A 20,070-nucleotide genomic window follows, 5' to 3' on the forward strand; every position below is an offset into this window, starting at 1 on the left:
ACAGCTCTTGATCACGGCGCACAGTCTGCCACACATCCGTGCAGGCCACCACCCCTGCGACGCTGTGCACGATCGGCGTGAAACTGTGCACGATCGGCGTGAAACTGTGCACGATCGGCGTGAAACTGCGCACGATCGACGGGCGGGATCGCGCCCCGGTCGGCGCCGTCCGAATCCAGGACCGCATGTTCGACCGCTTCTCTATGGTCGAGGTATGAGCACCTCGAGCAATCCCTGGGACGAGAAGATCTTCGACGGTGGGTGGCGCGCGGGTGGTGCCGGAACCCTCGACGTCACCGCACCGGCGACCGGCGAGGTGCTGGCCACCGTGGGCGCCGCCGACCGCGACGACGTAGACGCCGCGGCGCGCGCCGCGACCGCAGCCCAACGCACCTGGGCCGCGTTGCCCTACACCGAACGCGCCGCGGTGATGACCCGCGCTGCCGCACTGCTCACCGACGATCCGTCCCGTCTGACGCGATGGCTGGTACCCGAATCGGGGTCCGGTCAGGGCAAGGCGGCCTTCGAGGCCGGGCTCGTCACGTCCGAGCTGTCCGAGGCGGCCGGGCTGGCGTCGCAGCCGTACGGTCAGGTTCTCCGCAGCCAGAAGCCCCGGATGTCGATCGGTCGGCACGTCCCGGTCGGCGTCGTCGGGGTGATCAGCCCGTTCAACTTCCCGGCCATTCTCTCGATGCGGTCGGTCGCGCCGGCGCTCGCGCTGGGCAATGCCGTGATCCTCAAACCGGATCCGCGCACCCCGATCGCGGGTGGCCTCGCGCTGGCGGAACTGCTGGCCGAAGCCGGCCTTCCGGAGGGGCTCCTGCACGTCCTGCCCGGCGGCGCCGACGTCGGGGCCGCGCTCGTCGCGCACCCCGACATCCCGTGCATCTCCTTCACCGGTTCGACGGCCGCGGGCCGCAAGATCGGTGAGGCCGCCGCGCCGCTGCTCAAGAAGGTCCATCTCGAGCTCGGCGGCAACAACGCGGTGCTCGTGCTGCCGGACGCCGACATCGATGCCGCGGCGTCGGCCGGTGCCTGGGGCTCCTTCCTCCACCAGGGACAGATCTGCATGACCGCCGGCCGTCATCTCGTGCCGGCCGCGCTGGCCGACGAGTACACCGCGAAGCTGGCCGAGAAGGCCAGCAACATCCCGGTCGGCGATCCCACCGACCCCGCCAACGCCCTCGGGCCGATCATCGACGAGGGGCAACTGAAGAAGGTCGACGAGATCGTGCAGTCGTCGGTGCTGGCAGGCGCGACGCTGGAGGCCGGCGGTACCTACCAGGGCCTCTTCTATCGGCCGACCGTGCTCGGCAACGTCCCGACCGACGTCCCGGCCTTCACCCAGGAGATCTTCGGTCCGGTCGCGCCGGTGAGTACCTACGAGAGCGTCGACGAGGCCATCGACATCATCAACTCGTCGGAATACGGGTTGTCGGTGTCGATCCTCACCGCCAACGCCTTCAAGGCCTTCGACCTCGCGGATCGGATCCGCTCCGGCGCGATCCACATCAACGACCAGACCGTCGACGACGAGGCCGTCGCACCGTTCGGCGGCACCAAGGCGTCGGGGACCGGCGGACACTTCGGCACCTCGGCGAATCTGGATACGTTCTGCGATCTGCAATGGGTCACCATGCAGGCCGAGATCGAAAAGTACCCGTTCTGACTCCTTCGGCGGCACCGCGACCACAAATCGGTCCGGATCGATGATTCCGATAGGGTCTCGGGGGTGAGCAACACCCCGACCACCCCCGACGCAGCCGCCTCCGACGCCGGGAGCGGAGCGAGCGGGTCGAATCCGACCGACGACAACACACCGGAACAGGTCCGGATCCGTCAGGAGAAGCGCGAGGCCATCCTGGGGGACGGGCGCGAAGCGTATCCGGTGTCCATCCCGCGGACGCACAGTCTGTCGGAGATTCGCACCACCTTCCCCGACCTGGAGGCCGGGTCCGAGACCGGCGAGATCGTCGGTGTCACGGGCCGGATCATCTTCCTCCGGAACAAGGGCAAGCTGTGCTTCGCCACCCTTCAGGAGGGGGACGGCACCCAGCTGCAGGCGATGATCAGCTTCAACGGCGTCGGCGAGGAATCCCTCGGGCGGTGGAAGGCCGAGGTGGACCTCGGCGACATCGTGTTCGTGCACGGGCAGGTGATCAGTTCCCGCACCGGCGAGCTCTCGGTGATGGCCGACAGCTGGCAGATGGCGTCGAAGGCCTTGCGGCCCTTGCCCGTTGCGCACAAGGAGATGAACGAGGAGTCCCGGGTACGGCAGCGCTACGTCGACCTCATCGTCCGTCCCGAGGCGCGGGAGATGGCTCGCACCCGCATCGCGGTCATCTCCGAACTCCGTGCCGCACTGGCGAAGCGGGACTTCCTCGAGGTCGAGACGCCGATGCTGCAGACCCTGCACGGCGGCGCGGCGGCCCGACCGTTCGTGACGCATTCGAATGCCTTCGACATGGATCTGTTCCTACGGATCGCGCCCGAGTTGTTCCTCAAGCGGTGCATCGTCGGCGGCATCGAGAGGGTGTTCGAGGTCAACCGCAACTTCCGCAACGAGGGTGCCGACTCCACGCACTCGCCCGAGTTCGCGATGCTCGAGACCTATCAGGCCTACGGCACCTACGACGACGCCGCGGTGATGACTCGTGAACTGGTGCAAGAGGTGTCGATGGGTGCCTTGGGCACCCTGACGCCGGTGATGGCGGACGGGACGGAATACGACCTGTCGGGCGAGTGGACGTCGTTGGAGATGTATCCGTCGCTGTCGGAGGCGCTGGGGGAGGAGATCGTCCCCGTGCAGACCTCGATCGACGAGTTGCTCGCCATCGCCGCACGTGTCGGCCTCGAGGTCCCCACGGACAAGGGTTACGGCCACGGCAAGCTCGTCGAGGAACTGTGGGAGCACATGGTGGGACAGCACCTGATGCAGCCCGTGTTCATCCGTGACTTCCCGGTGGAGACCTCGCCGCTGGTCCGCTCGCATCGTTCGGTGCCCGGTGTGGTCGAGAAGTGGGACCTCTACATCCGCGGATTCGAGTTGGCCACAGGCTATTCCGAGCTCGTCGACCCGGTGATCCAGCGTGAGCGCTTCGTCGACCAGGCGCGGCTCGCGGCTGCAGGCGACGACGAGGCCATGCAGCTCGACGAGGAGTTCCTCACCGCGATCGAATACGGCATGCCCCCGACCGCAGGCACCGGCATGGGCATCGACCGCCTACTCATGGCGCTGACCGGCCTCGGTATCCGCGAGACCATCCTGTTCCCGCTGGTCAAGCCGCGCATCTAGCCCCGATCCGTAGCAACAATCCGCACCAGCCGCCGATTGTTGCTACGGCATCGCGGGCGGCGGTGGGCCGTGGAACCGCGACGGCGGTGCGTGCGTCTGACGTGCATGGGGGATCAGGCCGCGCTGCCGAAAATGCTCGCCGACCACGACGGTGTGTTCACGACGATTCAGGCCTACCGGTGCGGCGTGACCGGCGATCAGCTACGCCATCGAGTGCGGTCGGGTGAGTGGATCCGCGTGGCTCGGGGCGTCTTCCGGGCGGCCGACCGTACGCTCGACATCCGGATGCGGATGCGGCTCGCGGTGCTGCAGGCCGGACCGGGGGCAGCGCTGGCGGGTGCGGCGGCCGCGTGGTGGCACGCACTGGTCACCACCGAGCCGACGACGGTGACGGTGATCGCGCCCCACGGTCGCCACGGCAGTCGGATTCCCGGCTGCGCCGTGTGGCACCGCACATTGGATCCCGTCGACGTGACGTCGAAGGATAGCTTGCCGGTCACGGCGATTCCGCTCACCGTTCTGGATGCAGCCGTGGACATCGGTGTGCGCGTGATGGATTCGGCGCTGCTCCGCGCGCGGGTGGAACTCGACGACCTCCTTGCGGCGCAGAAACGCAACTCGGGACGTCGTGGTTCGCCGCGTGCCCGGGCCATGGTGGCGGCGATGTCGGAGGGGGCTCGTTCGGAAGCGGAGCGTAAGGCGGTTGCGCTGCTGCGTGGGTCGGATGTCACCGGATGGGTGACCAACCTGCCGGTCGGCGGATACATCCTCGACCTGGCGCTCCCCGAACACAAGATCGACATCGAGATCGACGGGTTCGTCTACCATTCCGATGCCGAGGCGTTCCAGCACGATCGCGAACGACAGAACGACCTCATCGCGAACGGATGGACCGTGCTGCGGTTCACCTGGCACGACCTCACCACTCGGCCGCAGTGGGTGCTGGCGCAGATCCGGGCCGCGATCCGGCAGGCGGCCGCCGCCTGACCTCCCGATCCGTAGCAATAATCCGTATCAGCCGCGGATTGTTGCTACAAAATCGAAGGGCGGGGGCGGCGCGGGGCTAGGTGAGGTTGCGTTTGAGGATCTTGCCGGCGGCGTTGCGGGGGAAGGCGTCCACGAACACCACCGAACGCGGGACCTTGAAGTTCGCCAGGTGGATCTTGCAGTAGACGATCACCGCCGCCTCGTCCAGATCGACGCCGTCGCGCAGGGTCAGGTAGGCCCGGCCGACCTCGCCGAGGCGCTCGTCGGGCACGCCGATCACGGCGGATTCGGTGACACCTTCCAGCCGTGCGAGGGTCTGCTCGACCTCGGCGGGATAGACGTTGAATCCGCCGGAGATGTACATGTCCTTGAGGCGGTCGGTGATGGTGAGGTTGCCGCGATCGTCGAGGGTCCCGATGTCGCCGGTGTGCAGCCAGCCGTCGGGGTCGATCGTCTCCTTGGTGGCGGCCTCGTCGTCGAGGTAGCCGCGCATCACCATCTTGCCGCGTGCCAGCACCTCACCCTCGTCGGAGAGCCGGATCTCCATGCCGTCGAAGGCCCGGCCGCAGGTGTTGGCGACGGTCTGGTCGTCGTCGTCGGGGGTACATGTCGACACGAATCCGCTGGCCTCGGTCAGTCCGTATGCGGTGACCACCGTGTCGACGCCGAGGTCGCTCTGCAATCGCTCGATGAGCACCACCGGCACGATGGCCGCACCGGTGACCACCAGCCGCAACGACGACAGGTCGTGATCCGGGCGGGCCGGGTCGTCGAGGATGGTCTGGAAGATCGTCGGCGCTCCGGGGAACACCGTCACCCGCTGGGCGTCGGCCAGCTTCATCGCCTCGGTCGGCGAGTAGACCGCCAGCGGCAGCATCGCCGCGCCGAACAGCATGCACGGCAGGATGCCCGCCTTGTAGCCGAAGGTGTGGAAATAGGGATTGACCATCAGGTACCGGTCGTCGGCGGAGAGCCGGCCGTTGGATCCCCAGGCCTGCGAGCCGGCCATCGTCTGCTGATGTTCGGCCAGCACGCCTTTCGACTTCCCGGTGGTTCCCGACGTGAAGAGGATGTCGGAGATGTCGTCGGGAGCCACGGCATCGGCACGTGCATCCGCCTCGTCGCGGGTGGCCTCGGTGGCCCGGGTCAGGAACTCCGACCACTCGACCGCACCGTCGGGCACCGACGACGACGTGCCGAGGGTCACCCCGACCACGACGTCGGGCATGGCCTGCGCGTGCTCGCCGAGGAGGTCGGCCAGGTGGTTGCCGCCGAGGAACTCGCCCGACACCACGACGGCACGCGCCGCGGAACGTTCGATGATCTCGACCGCCTCGCCACTGGTGTAGCGGGTGTTCAGCGGAACCAGCGTGGCGCCTGCGTAATGGATGCCCAGGGCCGCGACGGGCCAGTGGTGGCTGTTCGGTGACCAGAGGGCCACCCGGTCGCCGGCATTGATGCCGGATGCGACGAGCGCGGCCGCGAACGTACGGACGGCGTCGGCGAACTCCGACCAGGTCAGGTCGACCGTCGGGCGGTCCGGCCACTGCTCGTCGACGAGTGCGGTTCGGTCGGGCCAGGTCTGTGCGGCCCGGCGCAGGGCAGCCGGGGTCGTCAGGATCGCCTCCATGGCCCCAACCTAGCACTTGCTTGGTGAGTTATGCTAGCGGTCATGACCTCGATCAACCTTGCCGATCGGTCGGTTGACCTCGGCGAATGGGCGCGAACGTCGCCGGATGCGGCCGAGACGTTCGCTACCGCGGTGCGCGCCTGGCTCGACGAGAATCTCGCAGGCGAATTCGCGCACCTCAAGGGTCGGGGCGGACCGGGCAGTGAGCACGAATTCTTCGACGACCGGCTGGCCTGGGACCGTCATCTGGCCCAGGCCGGATGGACGTGTCTCGGCTGGCCGACCCGATATGGGGGTCGTGGCGCGACGCTGGAACAGCGGATCATCTTCCATCAGGAGTACGCGCGGGCGAATGCTCCGGCACGCGTCAACCACCTCGGCGAGGAACTGCTGGGCCCGACGCTGATCGAATACGGCACCGAGGAGCAGAAGGAGCGCTTCCTGCCGGGCATCGTCGACGTCACCGAACTCTGGGCGCAGGGCTATTCCGAGCCGGGCGCAGGTTCCGACCTCGCAGGCGTGTCCACCAGTGCGCGACTCGACGACGGCAAGTGGATCATCAACGGCCAGAAGGTGTGGACATCCCTCGCGCACGTCGCCCAGTGGTGCTTTGTCATCTGCCGTACCGAGAAGGGTTCGACGCGGCACAAGGGCCTGAGCTTCCTGCTGGTCCCGATCGACCAGCCGGGTGTGACCGTCCGGCCGATCCAACAGCTCACCGGCACATCGGAGTTCAACGAGGTCTTCTTCGACGACGCGGTCGCCGACGCCGACCTCATCGTCGGCGAGCCGGGCGACGGCTGGAAGGTCGCGATGGGCCTCCTGCAGTTCGAGCGCGGTGTCTCCACGCTCGGTCAGCAGGTCGGCTTCGACCGGGAACTGCGCAATCTCATCGAGATCGCCGAATCCAATGGGTCCGCGAAGGATCCGGAGATCGCATCGCGGATCACCCGGGCCTGGATCGGGCTGAAGGTGATGCGGGCTCATGCGCAGCGCACCTTAGCCGGTGACATCGTCTCCGAGGCGGGTCAGGCCTCGGTCGCGAAGTTGTTGTGGGCCAACTGGCATCGCGATCTCGGCGAGCTGGCGATGGCCGTGGTCGGGGCGCCGTCGCTGATCGGACCCACCGCCACGGTCGAGGGCGTCGTCAACGACATCACCGACCCCGACAACGTCGAACTCGACGACTGGCAACGACTCTTCTTGTTCACGCGCGCCGACACCATCTACGGCGGCTCGAACGAGGTGCAGCGCAACATCATCGCCGAGCGGGTGCTCGGCCTACCGCGAGAGGCTCGCTAGTGTCTGAAACCACTGTCGCACAGAACCGTTCACCACTGGCCACGGCGCCGGAGGAGACCCCCGGGCACGGCCTGCTACTCGGCCGCAAGGTGGTGGTGACCGCGGCCGCCGGCACCGGGATCGGCTTCGCGACGGCGCGCCGTGCGCTGCTCGAGGGCGCCGACGTGGTGATCAGCGACTGGCACGAACGACGGCTGGGGGAGGCCCGGGACAAGCTGGCGTCGGAGTTCGGCGACCAGACCGTCGGGCAGGTCGTGTGCAACGTGCAGGAGTCGGCCGAGGTCGACGCGCTCATCTCCGCTGCCGCAGGCGAACTCGGTCGCATCGACGTCCTCGTCAACAATGCCGGGCTCGGTGGCGAGACGCCGGTGGCGGACATGACCGACGAAGAATGGGACCGCGTCCTCGACATTACGCTCAACGGCACCTTCCGGGCCACCCGCGCCGCACTGCGCTACTTCAGAGCCGTCGAACACGGCGGCGTGATCGTGAACAACGCGTCGGTGCTCGGTTGGCGCGCCCAGCGTGGGCAGGCGCATTATGCGGCGGCGAAAGCCGGTGTCATGGCGCTCACCCGGTGCTCTGCGGTGGAGGCCGCCGACTTCGGCGTGCGTATCAATGCCATCGCTCCGTCGATTGCCAAGCACCCGTTCCTCGCGAAGGTCACCAGCGACGAACTCCTCGACGAGCTCGCATCGCGGGAGGCCTACGGACGGGCTGCCGAGGTGTGGGAGGTGGCCGCGACCATCGCCATGCTGGCCAGCGACTACACCACCTATCTCACCGGCGAGGTGGTCTCGATCTCCAGCCAGAGGGCTTAGCCCGCAAGAACTTTCACACACCACCCATCAGGAGGACCAGATGTCCACACCTCAGGCCTACATCGTCGACGCCGTCCGGACGCCGGTCGGGAAGCGCAACGGGTCGCTCGCCAAGACCCATCCCGCCGACATGGGCGCGCATGTCATGTCGTCGATCATCGACCGCACCGGCATCGACCCGAATGTCGTCGACGACGTGGTGTTCGGCTGTGTCGATGCCATCGGCCCGCAGGCCGGGAACATCGCGCGGACCGCGTGGCTGGCCGCCGGTCTGCCGCTGGACATTCCCGGCACCACCGTCGACCGTCAGTGTGGGTCGTCGCAGCAGGCCATCCACTTCGCCGCGCAGGGTGTGCTGAGCGGCACGCAGGATGTGGTCCTCGCGGGTGGTGTGCAGAACATGAGCGCGATCCCGATCTCGCAGGCCATGATCGCCGGCCAGGAGTTCGGGTTCACCACTCCGACTGCGGAATCCGTCGGCTGGCGCGAACGGTTCGGCGACGTCGCGATCTCGCAGTTCAACGGGGCCGACATGATGGCGACCCAGTGGGACATCAGCCGGGAGGACATGGAGCGCTGGTCGCTGCAGTCGCACCAGCGGGCCAAGCAGGCCATCGCCGAGGGCCGGTTCGACAAGGAGCTGGTTTCGCTCGGCGACTGCGTCGTCGACGAATGCCCGCGTGAGACCTCGCTGGAGAAGATGGCCGGACTCGATCCGCTCGCGGAGGGTTCGCGGTTGACCGCGGCCGTCGCGTCGCAGATCTGCGATGGCGCGTCCGCGACGCTCGTGGTCTCGGAGAACGCGCTCAAGGAGTACGGCCTGACACCGCGGGCGCGCATCCACCACCTCTCGGTGCGGGGTGCCGATCCGGTGATGATGCTGTCGGCGCCGATCCCGGCGACCGCCTACGCACTGAAGAAGACCGGGTTGTCCATCGACGACATCGACGTCATCGAGATCAACGAGGCCTTTGCGTCGGTGGTGCTGGCGTGGCTCAAGGAGACCGGCGCCGACCCGGCGAAGGTCAACCCGAACGGCGGCGGCATCGCGCTCGGCCACCCGCTGGGGGCGACCGGGGCCAAACTGTTCGCGACGCTGCTCAACGAACTCGAACGCACCGGCGGCCGCTACGGGCTGCAGACCATGTGCGAGGGCGGCGGGACCGCGAACGTCACCATCATCGAACGCCTGTCCTGACGGGCTCGCCGACAGCAACCTCAATTTCGCCGAGAGCACCACGGATGCGTTGCTCTCGGCGAATAATCGGTTGCTGTCGGCGCATTGTGGCTGGCCACGTGGACGAGGATCATCTGAACACGCATGTAGCCAGAACGCTGTGATCTGACGCATACTATGCTGGAACAAAGGCGCGAGTTCGTCTCTTGAGGGCGCTCGCCACCAGCACTATCGGAGGATCTCGATGACTAAACCAGCAGAGGTGAACACCGCGGCGGCCGGCCGGGTGTCGTCGGAAGCCCACACCATGTCCGAACTGCTGGACATCCAGCGCGCCGCGTTTCTGCGGGACGGCATCCCCGATGCCAAGACCCGTATCGACCGGATCACCCGGCTCTCGTCGCTGCTCCTCGACAACGCCGAGGAGATCGCGGAGGCGCTGAACGAGGACTTCGGCACCCGCCCGCGTGAGCTGTCCCTCGCCGCCGACGTCGCGGGCTGCATGGTCGATCTGACCCATCAGCGCCGCGGTGTGGAGAAGTGGATGCAGGAGAGCAACACCGCAAAGGTGCAGGGGGCGTTGGGTTTCAAGCAGCGCATCCGGCACGATCCGCTCGGCGTGGTCGGCATCATGGGGCCGTGGAACTTCCCGCTGCAGCTGACCTTTGTCCCGGCCGGGGCCGCCTTCGCCGCGGGTAACCGGGTGCTCATGCGCCCGTCGTCGATCACCTCGCGGACCACCGATGTGATCGCCAAGCACGCACCCGACTACTTCTCGATCGAAGAGCTCGCCGTGATCACCAGCAAGCACGGCGGCGGCGCCGACTTCGCCAAGCTCAAGGTCGACCACATGTTCTTCACCGGCTCCCCGGAGGTCGGTGCATCGGTGGCCCAGGAGGCCGCGAAGAACCTGGTGCCGGTCACGCTGGAACTCGGCGGGAAGAACCCGGCGGTCGTCGATCCGGATGCCGACATGGACAAGGCGGCGACCATGCTGGCCGACGCGCGCATGGTCAACGGTGGCCAGGTCTGCCTGTGCCCCGACTACGTGTTCGTGCCCGAGGCCAAGGTCGGCGAGTTCACCGACAAGGTCGTCGCCCGGTGGACGGCCAACTTCGCCACGATCCGCAACAATCCCGAGTACACGGCGACGATCAACCAGAAGAACTACGACCGCATCCTCGGGCTGATCGCGGACGCCCAAGAATTGGGAGCGGATGTCCGCCAGGTGGTGCCGGCAGGCGAGCCGCTCCCGGATGCCGAGAAGCGCAAGATCGCGCCGACGCTGCTCACCGGGGTCAAGGCGGGGATGAAGATCGAGGAGGACGAGGTCTTCGGACCCGTACTCACCGTGTACCCGTATCGGGATCTGTCCGAGGCCATCCGCTACATCGCCGCGCATCCGCACCCGCTGACCATGTACTGGTGTGGCGACGACAACGAGAACCTCGCGCGTCTCGCCGACGGCACCCGGAGCGGTTCGATCAACGCCAACGACTTCGCCCTGCACATGTTCGGTGCGGAACTCCCGTTCGGCGGTGTCGGTCGCAGCGGTATGGGTGGCTATCACGGCAAGACGGGCTTCGACACGTTCAGTCATGCGCGTGCGATCGCCGTGTCGACGATGCCGTTCAAGGTCGCCGAGATGATGGCGCCGCCGTTCACCAGCCGTGACGCCAAGATGACCAACGGTCAGATGAAGCTCTGGAGCCGGTTGAACAAGCGCGCCATCAAGAAGCTCAAGAAGCGCTGATTGTCACCGAAATCGGCCGGGCGCACTCTGTGTGCCCGGCCGATCTCGCGTTGGGATCGCTCGACCATGCGCGACGATCCACGAAACCGGCCAAGCGCTTGCTAGGGTGACTGCATGGCACCCCGCAGCACCGTCTCCGGCTCGACTCGGCGCGACGAACTGCTGACCACAGCGGGAAAGATGTTCGCCGAGCAGGGCCTGCGGTCCACCACCGTGCGCGACATCGCCGACGCCGCCGGCATTCTGTCCGGCAGTCTCTACCATCACTTCGACTCCAAGGAATCCATCGTCGACGAGATCCTCCGGGGTTTCCTCGACGACCTCTTCGCCCGGTACCGGGTGATCGCCGACGCCGGACTGACGGCCACCGAGACGCTGCGTGGCCTCATCGTCTCGTCGTTCGAGGCCATCGACGAGCAGCGCAATGCGGTCGCGATCTATCAGGACGAGGCCAAACGGCTTGCCGGACAAGAACGTTTCGCCTACATCGAGGAACGCAACACCGAGTTCCGCCGGCTATGGCACGCCGTCCTGCGGCGGGGTGTCGACGACGGCGAGTTCCGCGCCGACCTCGACGTCGAGCTGGCCTATCGCTTTCTGCGCGACACGGTCTGGGTGGCGGTGCGTTGGTACCGTCCGGGCGGTGCCTTGTCGGCCGACGACATCGCCGCCCAATATCTGTCGATCGTGCTCGACGGGATCCTGCCGCGCTGATCAGGCTGCATCCGCGCGTTCGGTACTGTGACCCGGATAACAACTCCAGTGGTTCAGGAACGCAGCGAAGGACAGCCATGGCAGAGCGCTTCACACCCCCGACGACGGCCGCGATCGACACGGTCCGCCAACACACACTCGGCGATCTGCTGCGCCGAAGCGCCCTCCGAAACCCCACCAAGACCGCGATCATCAACGGGGACACGGCGCTTACGTTCGCCGAGTTCGATGCCGCGGTGAATCGGTGTGCCAACGCGCTCGCCGCGCGGGGCATCGTCAAGGGCGATCGTCTGGCCCTGGTGAGTCACAACAGCTGGCAGTTCGCGGTTCTGCACTATGCGACCGCGCGCCTCGGCGTGGTGCTGGTGCCGGTGAACTTCGGGCTCGGGCCCGAGGAGATCGCATTCATCCTCGACCATTCCGGTGCCCGGGCGGTGGTCGCCGAGGACACCTTGATTCCGACGGTCGCGAAGGCCATGGAGTTGTCGGGGCTCACCGGCGCGATCCGGGGCGTCATCCGGGGTGGCTCGACGCCCGCGGCCGGCTGGGACGACGTCGATCAGTGGATGTTGTCCGGGGACCCGACACCTCCACAGGTGCTCGTCGCCGACGACGACCCGCTGCGCCTGATGTACACCTCCGGCACCGAGTCCCGTCCCAAGGGAGTGCTGCTGTCGTCGAAATCGCTGATCACCCAGTATGTCTCGTGCATCATCGACGGCGGCATGAGCGGCGACGACGTGGAGGTCCACTCGCTGCCGCTCTTCCACTGTGCGCAACTGGACTGCTTCCTGTCGGTCGACGTCTACCTGGGCGCGACCAGCATCATCCTGCCCGGCCCGGATCCTGCGGCCATCCTGGCGACGATCGAAGCGCAGCGGGTGACCAAACTGTTCTGCCCACCGACGGTGTGGATCTCACTCTTGCGGCACCCCGATTTCGACAGCCGCGATCTGTCGTCGTTGCGCAAGGGCTATTACGGCGCATCGCCGATGCCGGTCGAGGTGCTCCGCGAGATGTCGGAGCGTCTCCCGGACGTCGCGCTGTGGAACTTCTACGGCCAGACCGAGATGTCGCCGCTCGCGACCATCCTGCAGCCCCATGAGCAGATCGAACGAGCCGGATCGGCCGGACGGGCGGCGCTCAACGTGGAGACCCGGGTCGTCGACGACGAGGACAACCCGTTGCCGACCGGCGAGGTCGGCGAGATCGTGCACCGTAGCCCGCACAGTTGCCTCGGCTACTACAACGACGAGGAGAAGACCGCCGTCGCGTTCCGCAACGGCTGGTTCCATTCCGGTGACCTCGGTGTGATCGACGCCGACGGCTACCTGGCCGTGGTCGACCGCAAGAAGGACATGATCAAGACCGGCGGCGAGAACGTGGCCTCCCGCGAGGTCGAGGAGGCCATCTACCTGCTCGACGGCGTGGCCGAGGTCGCGGTCTTCGGTGTGCCGCATCCGAAATGGATCGAGGCGGTGACCGCCGTCGTGGTGCCCAAGGACGGTGTCACGTTGACCGAGGAGACCGTCGAGCAACACCTCGCCGGGGTTCTCGCGGGGTTCAAGCGTCCCAAGTTCGTGGTCTTCGCGGATGCTCTGCCGAAGAATCCCAGCGGCAAGATCCTCAAGAAGGATCTCCGCGTCCGGCACGCGGATCTGGCCGCGATATGAATGCGGTCAGAGCGAGACGACACGTCAATTATTGAGTCCCCGTCGCTCAGACGCCGCATCCATATCGCGACGGACGATCAGGACAACGAACCCAGCACCTTCAACCGTGAGTGCGCCTGCGTCATGATCGATTGGACCAGTACGTCGCAACTGGGCAGGTCGTCGATCATGCCGACCACCTGACCCGATGCCAGGACCCCTGCACGGGTGTCGCCCTCGACGAGCCCGGCGCGCAACAACATCGGCGTGTTGCCGGCCATGATGACTTGCTGCCAGGTGCGCTCGCCCGACTTCCGCATGGTGCGACCGTCGCGGAGCATCGTCGTCCACTTCATGCCGGTCAACTGCTTGAACTCGTTGGCATTTCGCGCCGCGGCGTAGAGTGCCTTGGCCCTGCTGCCGCCCTCGAGTGCCTCCACGAGCGGGGTGCGCAGCACACGGTGCGGCATGCCGTCGACCTTGACCGACACCACGGTGTCACCCAGGCCGCGCTGCAGGTACTCCTGCTTGACGGAGTCGGGGACCGCGCTGTCGGAGGTGAGCAGGAAGCGAGTGCCCATCGCGACACCCTCGGCGCCATAGGACAACGCCGCCACGAGGCCGCGACCGTCGAAGAATCCGCCCGCGGCGACCACGGGAATCCCGCTGTCGCCGAGAGCATCCAGGACCGAGGGCAGCAGTAGCGTGGTGGCCACCGGGCCGGTGTGTCCGCCGCCCTCGCCGCCCTGCACGATCACTGCGTCGGCGCCCCAGGAAGCCACCTTGACGGCGTGCTTCGCCGCGCCGATCGACGGGATCACCACCACGCCGTGATCCTTGAGCTTCGCGATCAGGTCCTGTTTCGGGGCGAGCGCGAAGGACGCCACCTTGACGCCCTCGCGGATGAGGAGGTCGATCCGCTCCGGGGCATCGGTGGCGTCGGCGCGGATGTTGACCCCGAAGGGCTTGTCCGTCAACGACTTCGTCTTGGCGATCGCCGCCTCGAGTTCGTCGTAGGTCATCGTCGCCGATGCCAGGATGCCCAGACCGCCCGCATTGGACGTCGCCGACGTCAGCGACGGCCCGGACACCCAGCCCATGCCGGTCTGCACGATCGGATACTCGACGCCGACGAGTTCGGTGAACCGCGTGGACAGTCCGGCTGCCCTGGCTGGGGAAGTCACTTCACTTCTCGATTCCGGACGCCCTTGGGGTCGAGCACATCCCGGATCAACGTCAGTTCCTCGTCGGAGGGGATGCGGGTCGACGGCGCGGACTCGAGGCCCGCGATCTCGAAACCGGTGTTCTCGGCCACCTCATCGGCGCTGACCCCCGGGTGCAGTGACACCGCGTGCATCGTGTGGTCGGGTCCCTCGAAGTCGAAGACACCGAGATTCGTGACCACGCGGGGAATGTTCAGGTAGCGGTAAGCCGGGTTGTCGGGGTCGACCTTGTCGTAGCCGACGCCGGACACGATGTCGACCTGATCGGTGAAGACGCGCGACGAATGGCGGGCCACCCAGTAACTCGTCGGATGGTTGATGGTGTTGCCGGGAGCGCCACGCACGCCGAACATCTGACGCGTCGGGTGCTGCAGCGGGCCGAACGCCGAGAGGTTCTGGTTGCCGTGGCGATCGATCTGGTTGGCGCCCATGACCACGTGGCGACGTCCGGAGGCGACGACGTCGAACACCTTGCGGAAGGGCATCCATCCCTCGATGGGGCCGGTCTTGCCGATGGCCGGGGTGTCGGCCAGGATCAGCGCCTCGCCGTCGGTGATGAGGAGATCGGGTTCGGTGGTCAGCCGTGCCAGCCGTGCGCCGAGCAGCGGTGTCGGTGCCATCGGCGAGGCCATGATCTCGCCGGCGCCGGCGAAGATCTCGGCGCAGGCGATGACGCAGTACTCGGCCCGGGTGGTTTCGACTGGCTCAACGGTCTTGGGGTCGCTGGTACTGGTGCTCACTGCTGATCCTCCTGCTCGCCCTGCCATTCGGTGACCGCACGCTGATAGGCGGCCTCGTCGACCTCGAGGAAGCGGCGCGAGAACGCCGCCCACTTCTCGGGGTCCTTGGCGGATTCGACATAGAACTGCTGGAACTTCTCGTCGCGGATGTAGTCGCTGTGGACGTTCGGGCCACTGGCTTCGCTTGCCGTGCCGGCGAAGGTGAAATGCGCACCGTTCGGCGTGTGCACCACCCGATCGACGTTCATGCGATTGAGCAGCAGCCGTTGGGTGGGAACGGTTTTCACCAGCACCTCGGTGGAGACCAGCTGATCGGTCTCCAGGTAGCGCCGCTCGGCGGCCGCGCAGTAGAGGTCGTCGAAGTACGGGTCGATGCCGGTGTAGGCGGCGTTGCCGCGACTGTCGGCGAGGTCGAGGTGGACGAACGCGGCGTCGAGTCGTAGCGCGGGCATCGCGATCAGGGTCTCGGTGCGGCCGTCGGCAGCCGGGTAGGGCGAGGAGACCGTCTTGAGCTCACCGTCCCAGAACGTCGGGACATCGGAGCCGAGTCCCGCGCGAATCGGCAGGAACGGCAGACGCGAGGCCGCGGCCTCGAGGCCGCACTTGACCATGCCCTCGTCCATCTCCCGCGCCTCGATGGCACCGGACGTCCGTGCCTGCGCGAACCACGGGTCGTAGAAGGGTGCGGAATCCAGCGACACGAAGCCGTAGTAGGCACGCTTGACCTTGCCTGCGGCGCAGAGCAATCCGAGGTCGGGGCCGCCGTAGGTGACCACGGTGAGGTCCTTGACATCGGAGCGGGCCAGCGCGCGCACCAGCGCCATCGGCTTGCGGCGTGAGCCCCAGCCGCCGATGCCGATGGTCATGCCGTCGCGCAGCTCGCCGATGACGTCGTCGAGGGAGCTGGTCTTGTCGGTCGGGGTGGGCGTCATCAGGCGCGTCCTCCATTGGTGTTCAAGGTCTTACCGGTACTGACGAAAGCGTCCCGGTGCTCGTCGGCGACGCCGGCGAGATTGAGTTCGAAGGTGAAGCCCTGCTCGAGGCGGTAACTGGCCTTCACATCGACGGGATCGATGTGGTTGATGGCTTCCTTGGCCGCCCGGATGACGCGGGTGTCCTTGGTCGCGATCTTCTCGGCGATCTCGAGTGCGGTGTCGAGGAGCTGTTCGCGCGGGACGGCCTTGTACACCGAGCCGAAGTGCTCCAGCTGCTGGGCGGTGACGTTCTGCGCCGTGTAGTACAGCGTGCGCATCATGTGCTGAGGCACCAGCCGTGCCAGGTGCGTGGCGGCGCCGAGGGCGCCACGGTCGACTTCCGGAAGACCGAAGACCGCGTCGTCGGAGGCGACGATGATGTCGGCATTGCCGACGAGTCCGATACCGCCGCCGACGCAGAAGCCGTTGACCGCGACGATCACCGGGACCGCACAGTCATACACCGCGGAGAAGGCCGCAGCGCAACCGCGATTGGCTCCGATCAAGGCGTCGAAGCCGTCGGTCGCCTGCATCTCCTTGATGTCGACGCCCGCGTTGAAGCCGCGTCCCTCGGCTCGCAGGATCACCACATGCGTGGACATGTCGTCGCCCGCGGCGGTGATGGCGTCGGCCAGTTCGAACCACGCCGCCGACGGCAACGCGTTGACCGGTGGGTAGTCCACCGTGACGGTCACAATGCCGTTCTCGGTGTGTGTCGTGGTGATCGGCACACCAGCTCCTCTCGGGTACTGCCTGTGAACCAAGCTGGAACCAAGCAAGTGCTTGGTTGTTTGGTAGGGTAGCACCCATGAAGGCACAGTCGCAGGCCGCAGGTCAGGGCCATGACCTCGGCATCGACAAGAAGGTCGTCCTGGTCACCGGCGGCACGCGTGGCGTCGGCGCGGGCATCACGAGGGCGTTGGCCGAACTGGGCGCGGTCCCGGTCGTGTGTGGACGCAACCCCGGCGACGACGCGGATGTCGAGTTCGTCGCCTGCGACGTCCGGGACGCCGATGCGGTCGACGAGATGATCCGTGGGATCGCGGAGACCCATGGCCGTCTCGACGGGGTGGTGAACAACGCGGGCGGCTCGCCGTTCGCGCTCGCGGCAGACGCGTCCCCTCGGTTCACGAGCAAGATCGTCGAGCTGAACCTGCTGGCACCGCTGACCGTGGCGCGCGCCGCCCACGCGGTGATGCGGCAGCAGGAGACCGGCGGCGCGATCGTCAACGTGTCCAGTGTGAGCGGACATCGGCCGTCGCCGGGGACGTCGGCCTACGGTGCGGCGAAGGCCGGGCTGGACAACGCGATGACCTCGCTCGCGATCGAGTGGGCACCGCAGGTCCGCGTCAACTCGGTGGTGTGTGGGGCAGTGCTGACCGAGCAGGCGCACCTACACCTCGGCGACGACGACGGGGTCGCCGCGGTGGGGGCGACCATCCCGATGGGCCGGCTCGCGATGCCCGCCGATGTGGGCAACGCGGTCGCGTTCCTGCTCAGTCCGTTGGCCGGTTACATCACCGGATCGACACTGACCGTGCATGGTGGTGGTGAGAAGCCGGCGTTCCTGGCCGTCGCCACCGCAGACAATCAGGTGTGATCCGATCACGCCATGACACCGAACAATCGACACAAGGGGAGAAGTCTTGGCTGACAAGCTGAATGAGGGCCGCATCGCGATCGTGACCGGTGCCGGACAGGGAATCGGCCGGGCGCATGCCCTGGCCCTCGCCGCCGACGGGGCCAAGGTCGTGGTGAACGACTTCGACGCCGATGCGGCGCACGCCGTGGTCGGTGAGATCACCGATGCGGGTGGATCCGCCGTGGCGGGCGTGGCCGATGTCGCCGACTGGGCCGATGGGACCGCTCTGGTCGAGACCGCGGTCAAGGAATTCGGTGGCCTCGACATCCTGGTCAACAACGCGGGATTCGTCCGCGACCGGATGCTCGTCGCGATGTCGGAGGACGAATGGGACGCGGTGATCCGCGTTCATCTCAAGGGCCACTTCGTCACGTTGCACCATGCCGCCGCGTACTGGCGTGCGCAGTCGAAGGCCGGTGAGCAGCGCGCGGCCCGGATCATCAACACCTCGTCGGGCGCCGGACTCTTCGGGTCGGTCGGACAGGGGAATTACGTTGCCGCCAAGGCCGGTATCACTGCTCTGACCATTCAGGCGGCCGCGGAGTTGGGCGGCTACGGCGTCACCGCGAACGCGATCGCGCCGTCGGCGCGGACCCAGATGACGATGGGTGCGGGCGAGGCGATGGCCGCACAGATGGCCGCGCCGGCGGACGGCTCGTTCGACGCGATGGACCCGGCGAACATCTCGCCACTGGTGGTCTGGCTCGGATCGCCGGAGTCGTCGTCGGTCACCGGACGCGTCTTCGAGGTGGAGGGCGGCAAGATCACCGTCGTCGACGCATTCCAGCGCAGCGCCGAGCAGGACAAGGGATCACGCTGGGCGCCCGGTGAACTCGGGCCCGTGGTCGACGAGATCCTGGCGAAGTCGCCGGTTCCGGTACCCGTCTACGGCGCGCGGTAGACGTGACGCCGACCGCCGGCCCCGAGCGTGAAGCACAGCTCATCGCGTCGGCGCGGGCCTATGTGGACGCGCTCGTCAGTCACGACCCGTCGGGGGTCGCCTTGCATCCGGATTGCACACGTACCGAGATGGGGATGAAGACGGGACGCAACGGAGCTCACATCGCCCGTGGGCTCGCACGAGGGCCGCAGTTCCGGCTCATCCATCGCATCAGTGGTTTCACCGCCGAGGTGGACGGGCACATGGTGTCGACGCGATTCTGGGTGCATGTGCGTCCCAAGACGCTCGGCCTCGCCGCGCAGGTGACCGAGTCCTTCGTCGTCGACGAGGACAACAAGATCCGGGCGATCGTGGCCCGGTTCGGGGTGCCCCGACGTAAGTGAAGTGACGCGCGCCGATCGTGCGCAGCTTTTCGCCGATCGGGCACAGAATTCCGCCGACCGTGCAGTCTGGCTGCCGACCAGCTCTCGCTTGTCGGTGGGACGGCCCGGTCGGCGGGTAACTGTGCCCGATCGGCGAAAAGCTGTGCCCGGTCGGCGGGTGCGGGTCAGGCGCTGGGTGCCCGCACCACCATCGGCACGCCCGGGAAGTCCGCCGCCATCTCGGAACGTGACTTGCGAAGCGCCGCGGTGCCGTATCCCTTCTTGCGGTGGTCCGGGTGGATCCAGATCCGGACGTCCACCTCACCGTTGATGAGCTCGCCGAAGACGAGTCCGACCTTGGTGCTGCCTTCCAGGGCGACCAACCAGACGGCGTCCTCGTTGTCGACGCGCTCGGTGGCCTTCGCGATCTCGTCGGACAGGGCGCCCGCGGGGCTGCCCGAACCGTCGCCGGCGACCTTCAACTCCTCGGTGCGGACTTTGAACAGGTCTGCGTCGTCGCCGGTGAACGCGCGGAGTTCCAGCGTGTCGCCACTGCTGGCCGGGCGCTCGGCGAGGGTGAAGGTCAGCGCGTTGTTCAGATCGTCGAGCTCCGCCTGGTTCTTCCGGCGCTCGTCCTTGGTGAGCTGCTCGAGGGACATCCCGAGGATCGCCTCGGCACCTAGTTTCGATTTGTCGAGCAATGTGGCGACGGCGTCGACGGCCTCGGCACGGTTCTCGGCGTCGACGATGGCGTCGAGGACTTCGTGGCGCCGCTCCAGGGCGGTCAGGAGGGCGTCGGTGATGTCGCGGCGGGTGGTCGCCAGATCCAGATCGGTCATGAGCATGATCGTAGTTCAGTGGATGCGCGCGTGCGTGGGAGACGTATCCGCCGACGAC

19 protein-coding genes are annotated in these 20,070 nt (G+C 67.1%); 13 read left to right on the plus strand and 6 right to left on the minus strand.

Annotated features, from left to right (window positions below):
- Window positions 1–38 precede the first annotated feature (38 nt).
- From ACPXCG_RS13570 to ACPXCG_RS13585, 4 genes are all read left to right on the plus strand, one after another.
- Window positions 39–218 (plus strand): hypothetical protein, encoded by a 180-nt coding sequence (locus ACPXCG_RS13570; RefSeq protein ID WP_425792485.1) that lies wholly within the window; start codon window positions 39–41, stop codon window positions 216–218.
- Complete coding sequence (locus tag ACPXCG_RS13575) at window positions 215–1,669, plus strand: aldehyde dehydrogenase family protein (RefSeq protein WP_425792486.1); 1,455 nt, start codon at window positions 215–217, stop codon at window positions 1,667–1,669. The genes ACPXCG_RS13570 and ACPXCG_RS13575 overlap by 4 nt, the downstream gene beginning before the upstream one ends.
- A 63-nt stretch (window positions 1,670–1,732) precedes the next feature.
- Window positions 1,733–3,295, plus strand: a complete 1,563-nt coding sequence (gene lysS, locus ACPXCG_RS13580) for a lysine--tRNA ligase (protein WP_425792487.1) — start codon at window positions 1,733–1,735, stop codon at window positions 3,293–3,295.
- 105 nt (window positions 3,296–3,400) lie between these two features.
- The gene (locus tag ACPXCG_RS13585; RefSeq protein WP_425792488.1) at window positions 3,401–4,282 is read left to right on the plus strand and encodes a DUF559 domain-containing protein; all 882 of its coding nucleotides are present in this window, start codon (window positions 3,401–3,403) and stop codon (window positions 4,280–4,282) included.
- 76 nt (window positions 4,283–4,358) lie between these two features.
- On the opposite strand, the gene ACPXCG_RS13590 is transcribed toward ACPXCG_RS13585, so the two are convergent.
- Complete coding sequence (locus ACPXCG_RS13590; protein ID WP_425792489.1) at window positions 4,359–5,912, minus strand: FadD3 family acyl-CoA ligase; 1,554 nt, start codon at window positions 5,910–5,912, stop codon at window positions 4,359–4,361.
- A 42-nt stretch (window positions 5,913–5,954) separates the two neighbouring features.
- Between ACPXCG_RS13590 and ACPXCG_RS13595 the strand changes: the two genes are divergently transcribed.
- The 6 genes from ACPXCG_RS13595 to ACPXCG_RS13620 all read left to right on the plus strand — a co-directional run bounded on the left by ACPXCG_RS13595 (window position 5,955) and on the right by ACPXCG_RS13620 (window position 13,352).
- Window positions 5,955–7,214, plus strand: coding sequence for an acyl-CoA dehydrogenase family protein (locus tag ACPXCG_RS13595; protein ID WP_425792490.1), 1,260 nt, complete (start codon window positions 5,955–5,957; stop codon window positions 7,212–7,214).
- Window positions 7,214–8,035 carry an SDR family oxidoreductase gene (locus ACPXCG_RS13600; RefSeq protein ID WP_425792491.1) on the plus strand — a complete coding sequence of 274 codons (822 nt, stop codon included), beginning with the start codon at window positions 7,214–7,216 and terminating at the stop codon, window positions 8,033–8,035. Before ACPXCG_RS13595 ends, ACPXCG_RS13600 begins: the two co-directional genes overlap by 1 nt.
- Window positions 8,036–8,075: 40 nt before the next feature.
- Complete coding sequence (locus ACPXCG_RS13605; protein WP_425792492.1) at window positions 8,076–9,233, plus strand: acetyl-CoA C-acetyltransferase; 1,158 nt, start codon at window positions 8,076–8,078, stop codon at window positions 9,231–9,233.
- Window positions 9,234–9,456: 223 nt separating this feature from the next.
- Window positions 9,457–10,965 carry an aldehyde dehydrogenase family protein gene (locus ACPXCG_RS13610; RefSeq protein WP_425792493.1) on the plus strand — a complete coding sequence of 503 codons (1,509 nt, stop codon included), beginning with the start codon at window positions 9,457–9,459 and terminating at the stop codon, window positions 10,963–10,965.
- Between the two features lie 114 nt (window positions 10,966–11,079).
- The gene (locus ACPXCG_RS13615) at window positions 11,080–11,679 is read left to right on the plus strand and encodes a TetR family transcriptional regulator (protein ID WP_425792494.1); all 600 of its coding nucleotides are present in this window, start codon (window positions 11,080–11,082) and stop codon (window positions 11,677–11,679) included.
- A 77-nt stretch (window positions 11,680–11,756) separates the two neighbouring features.
- Window positions 11,757–13,352 (plus strand): acyl-CoA synthetase, encoded by a 1,596-nt coding sequence (locus ACPXCG_RS13620; protein ID WP_425792495.1) that lies wholly within the window; start codon window positions 11,757–11,759, stop codon window positions 13,350–13,352.
- Between the two features lie 77 nt (window positions 13,353–13,429).
- Here ACPXCG_RS13620 and ACPXCG_RS13625 read toward each other — a convergent pair whose 3' ends face one another.
- The 4 genes from ACPXCG_RS13625 to echA20 are packed head-to-tail and all read right to left on the minus strand — an operon-like array spanning window position 13,430 to window position 16,999.
- Window positions 13,430–14,515, minus strand: coding sequence for an NAD(P)H-dependent flavin oxidoreductase (locus ACPXCG_RS13625; protein ID WP_425792496.1), 1,086 nt, complete (start codon window positions 14,513–14,515; stop codon window positions 13,430–13,432).
- Complete coding sequence (locus ACPXCG_RS13630) at window positions 14,512–15,294, minus strand: CoA-transferase subunit beta (RefSeq protein ID WP_425792497.1); 783 nt, start codon at window positions 15,292–15,294, stop codon at window positions 14,512–14,514. Before ACPXCG_RS13630 ends, ACPXCG_RS13625 begins: the two co-directional genes overlap by 4 nt.
- On the minus strand, window positions 15,291–16,226 hold the full coding sequence (locus tag ACPXCG_RS13635; RefSeq protein WP_425792498.1) for a CoA transferase subunit A: 936 nt from the start codon (window positions 16,224–16,226) through the stop codon (window positions 15,291–15,293). The genes ACPXCG_RS13630 and ACPXCG_RS13635 overlap by 4 nt, the downstream gene beginning before the upstream one ends.
- The gene (echA20, locus tag ACPXCG_RS13640; RefSeq protein ID WP_425792499.1) at window positions 16,226–16,999 is read right to left on the minus strand and encodes a (7aS)-7a-methyl-1,5-dioxo-2,3,5,6,7,7a-hexahydro-1H-indene-carboxyl-CoA hydrolase; all 774 of its coding nucleotides are present in this window, start codon (window positions 16,997–16,999) and stop codon (window positions 16,226–16,228) included. The genes ACPXCG_RS13635 and echA20 overlap by 1 nt, the downstream gene beginning before the upstream one ends.
- Window positions 17,000–17,076: 77 nt before the next feature.
- Here echA20 and ACPXCG_RS13645 point away from each other — a divergent pair, with 77 nt between their 5' ends.
- From ACPXCG_RS13645 to ACPXCG_RS13655, 3 genes are read left to right on the plus strand one after another with little or no spacing between them, the layout of a single operon-like run.
- Window positions 17,077–17,868: an SDR family oxidoreductase gene (locus tag ACPXCG_RS13645; protein WP_425792500.1), complete on the plus strand. Its 792-nt coding sequence runs from the start codon at window positions 17,077–17,079 to the stop codon at window positions 17,866–17,868.
- 46 nt (window positions 17,869–17,914) lie between these two features.
- Window positions 17,915–18,811: an SDR family oxidoreductase gene (locus ACPXCG_RS13650; protein ID WP_425792501.1), complete on the plus strand. Its 897-nt coding sequence runs from the start codon at window positions 17,915–17,917 to the stop codon at window positions 18,809–18,811.
- Window positions 18,812–18,813: 2 nt separating this feature from the next.
- Window positions 18,814–19,194: a hypothetical protein gene (locus tag ACPXCG_RS13655; protein WP_267630298.1), complete on the plus strand. Its 381-nt coding sequence runs from the start codon at window positions 18,814–18,816 to the stop codon at window positions 19,192–19,194.
- Window positions 19,195–19,358: 164 nt separating this feature from the next.
- Here ACPXCG_RS13655 and ACPXCG_RS13660 read toward each other — a convergent pair whose 3' ends face one another.
- On the minus strand, window positions 19,359–20,012 hold the full coding sequence (locus tag ACPXCG_RS13660) for a GNAT family N-acetyltransferase (RefSeq protein WP_425792502.1): 654 nt from the start codon (window positions 20,010–20,012) through the stop codon (window positions 19,359–19,361).
- Window positions 20,013–20,070 lie beyond the last annotated feature (58 nt).

Origin of the sequence: Gordonia sp. DT218, assembly GCF_049847105.1 — a bacterium.
In the GTDB taxonomy this organism is placed as follows: domain Bacteria; phylum Actinomycetota; class Actinomycetes; order Mycobacteriales; family Mycobacteriaceae; genus Gordonia.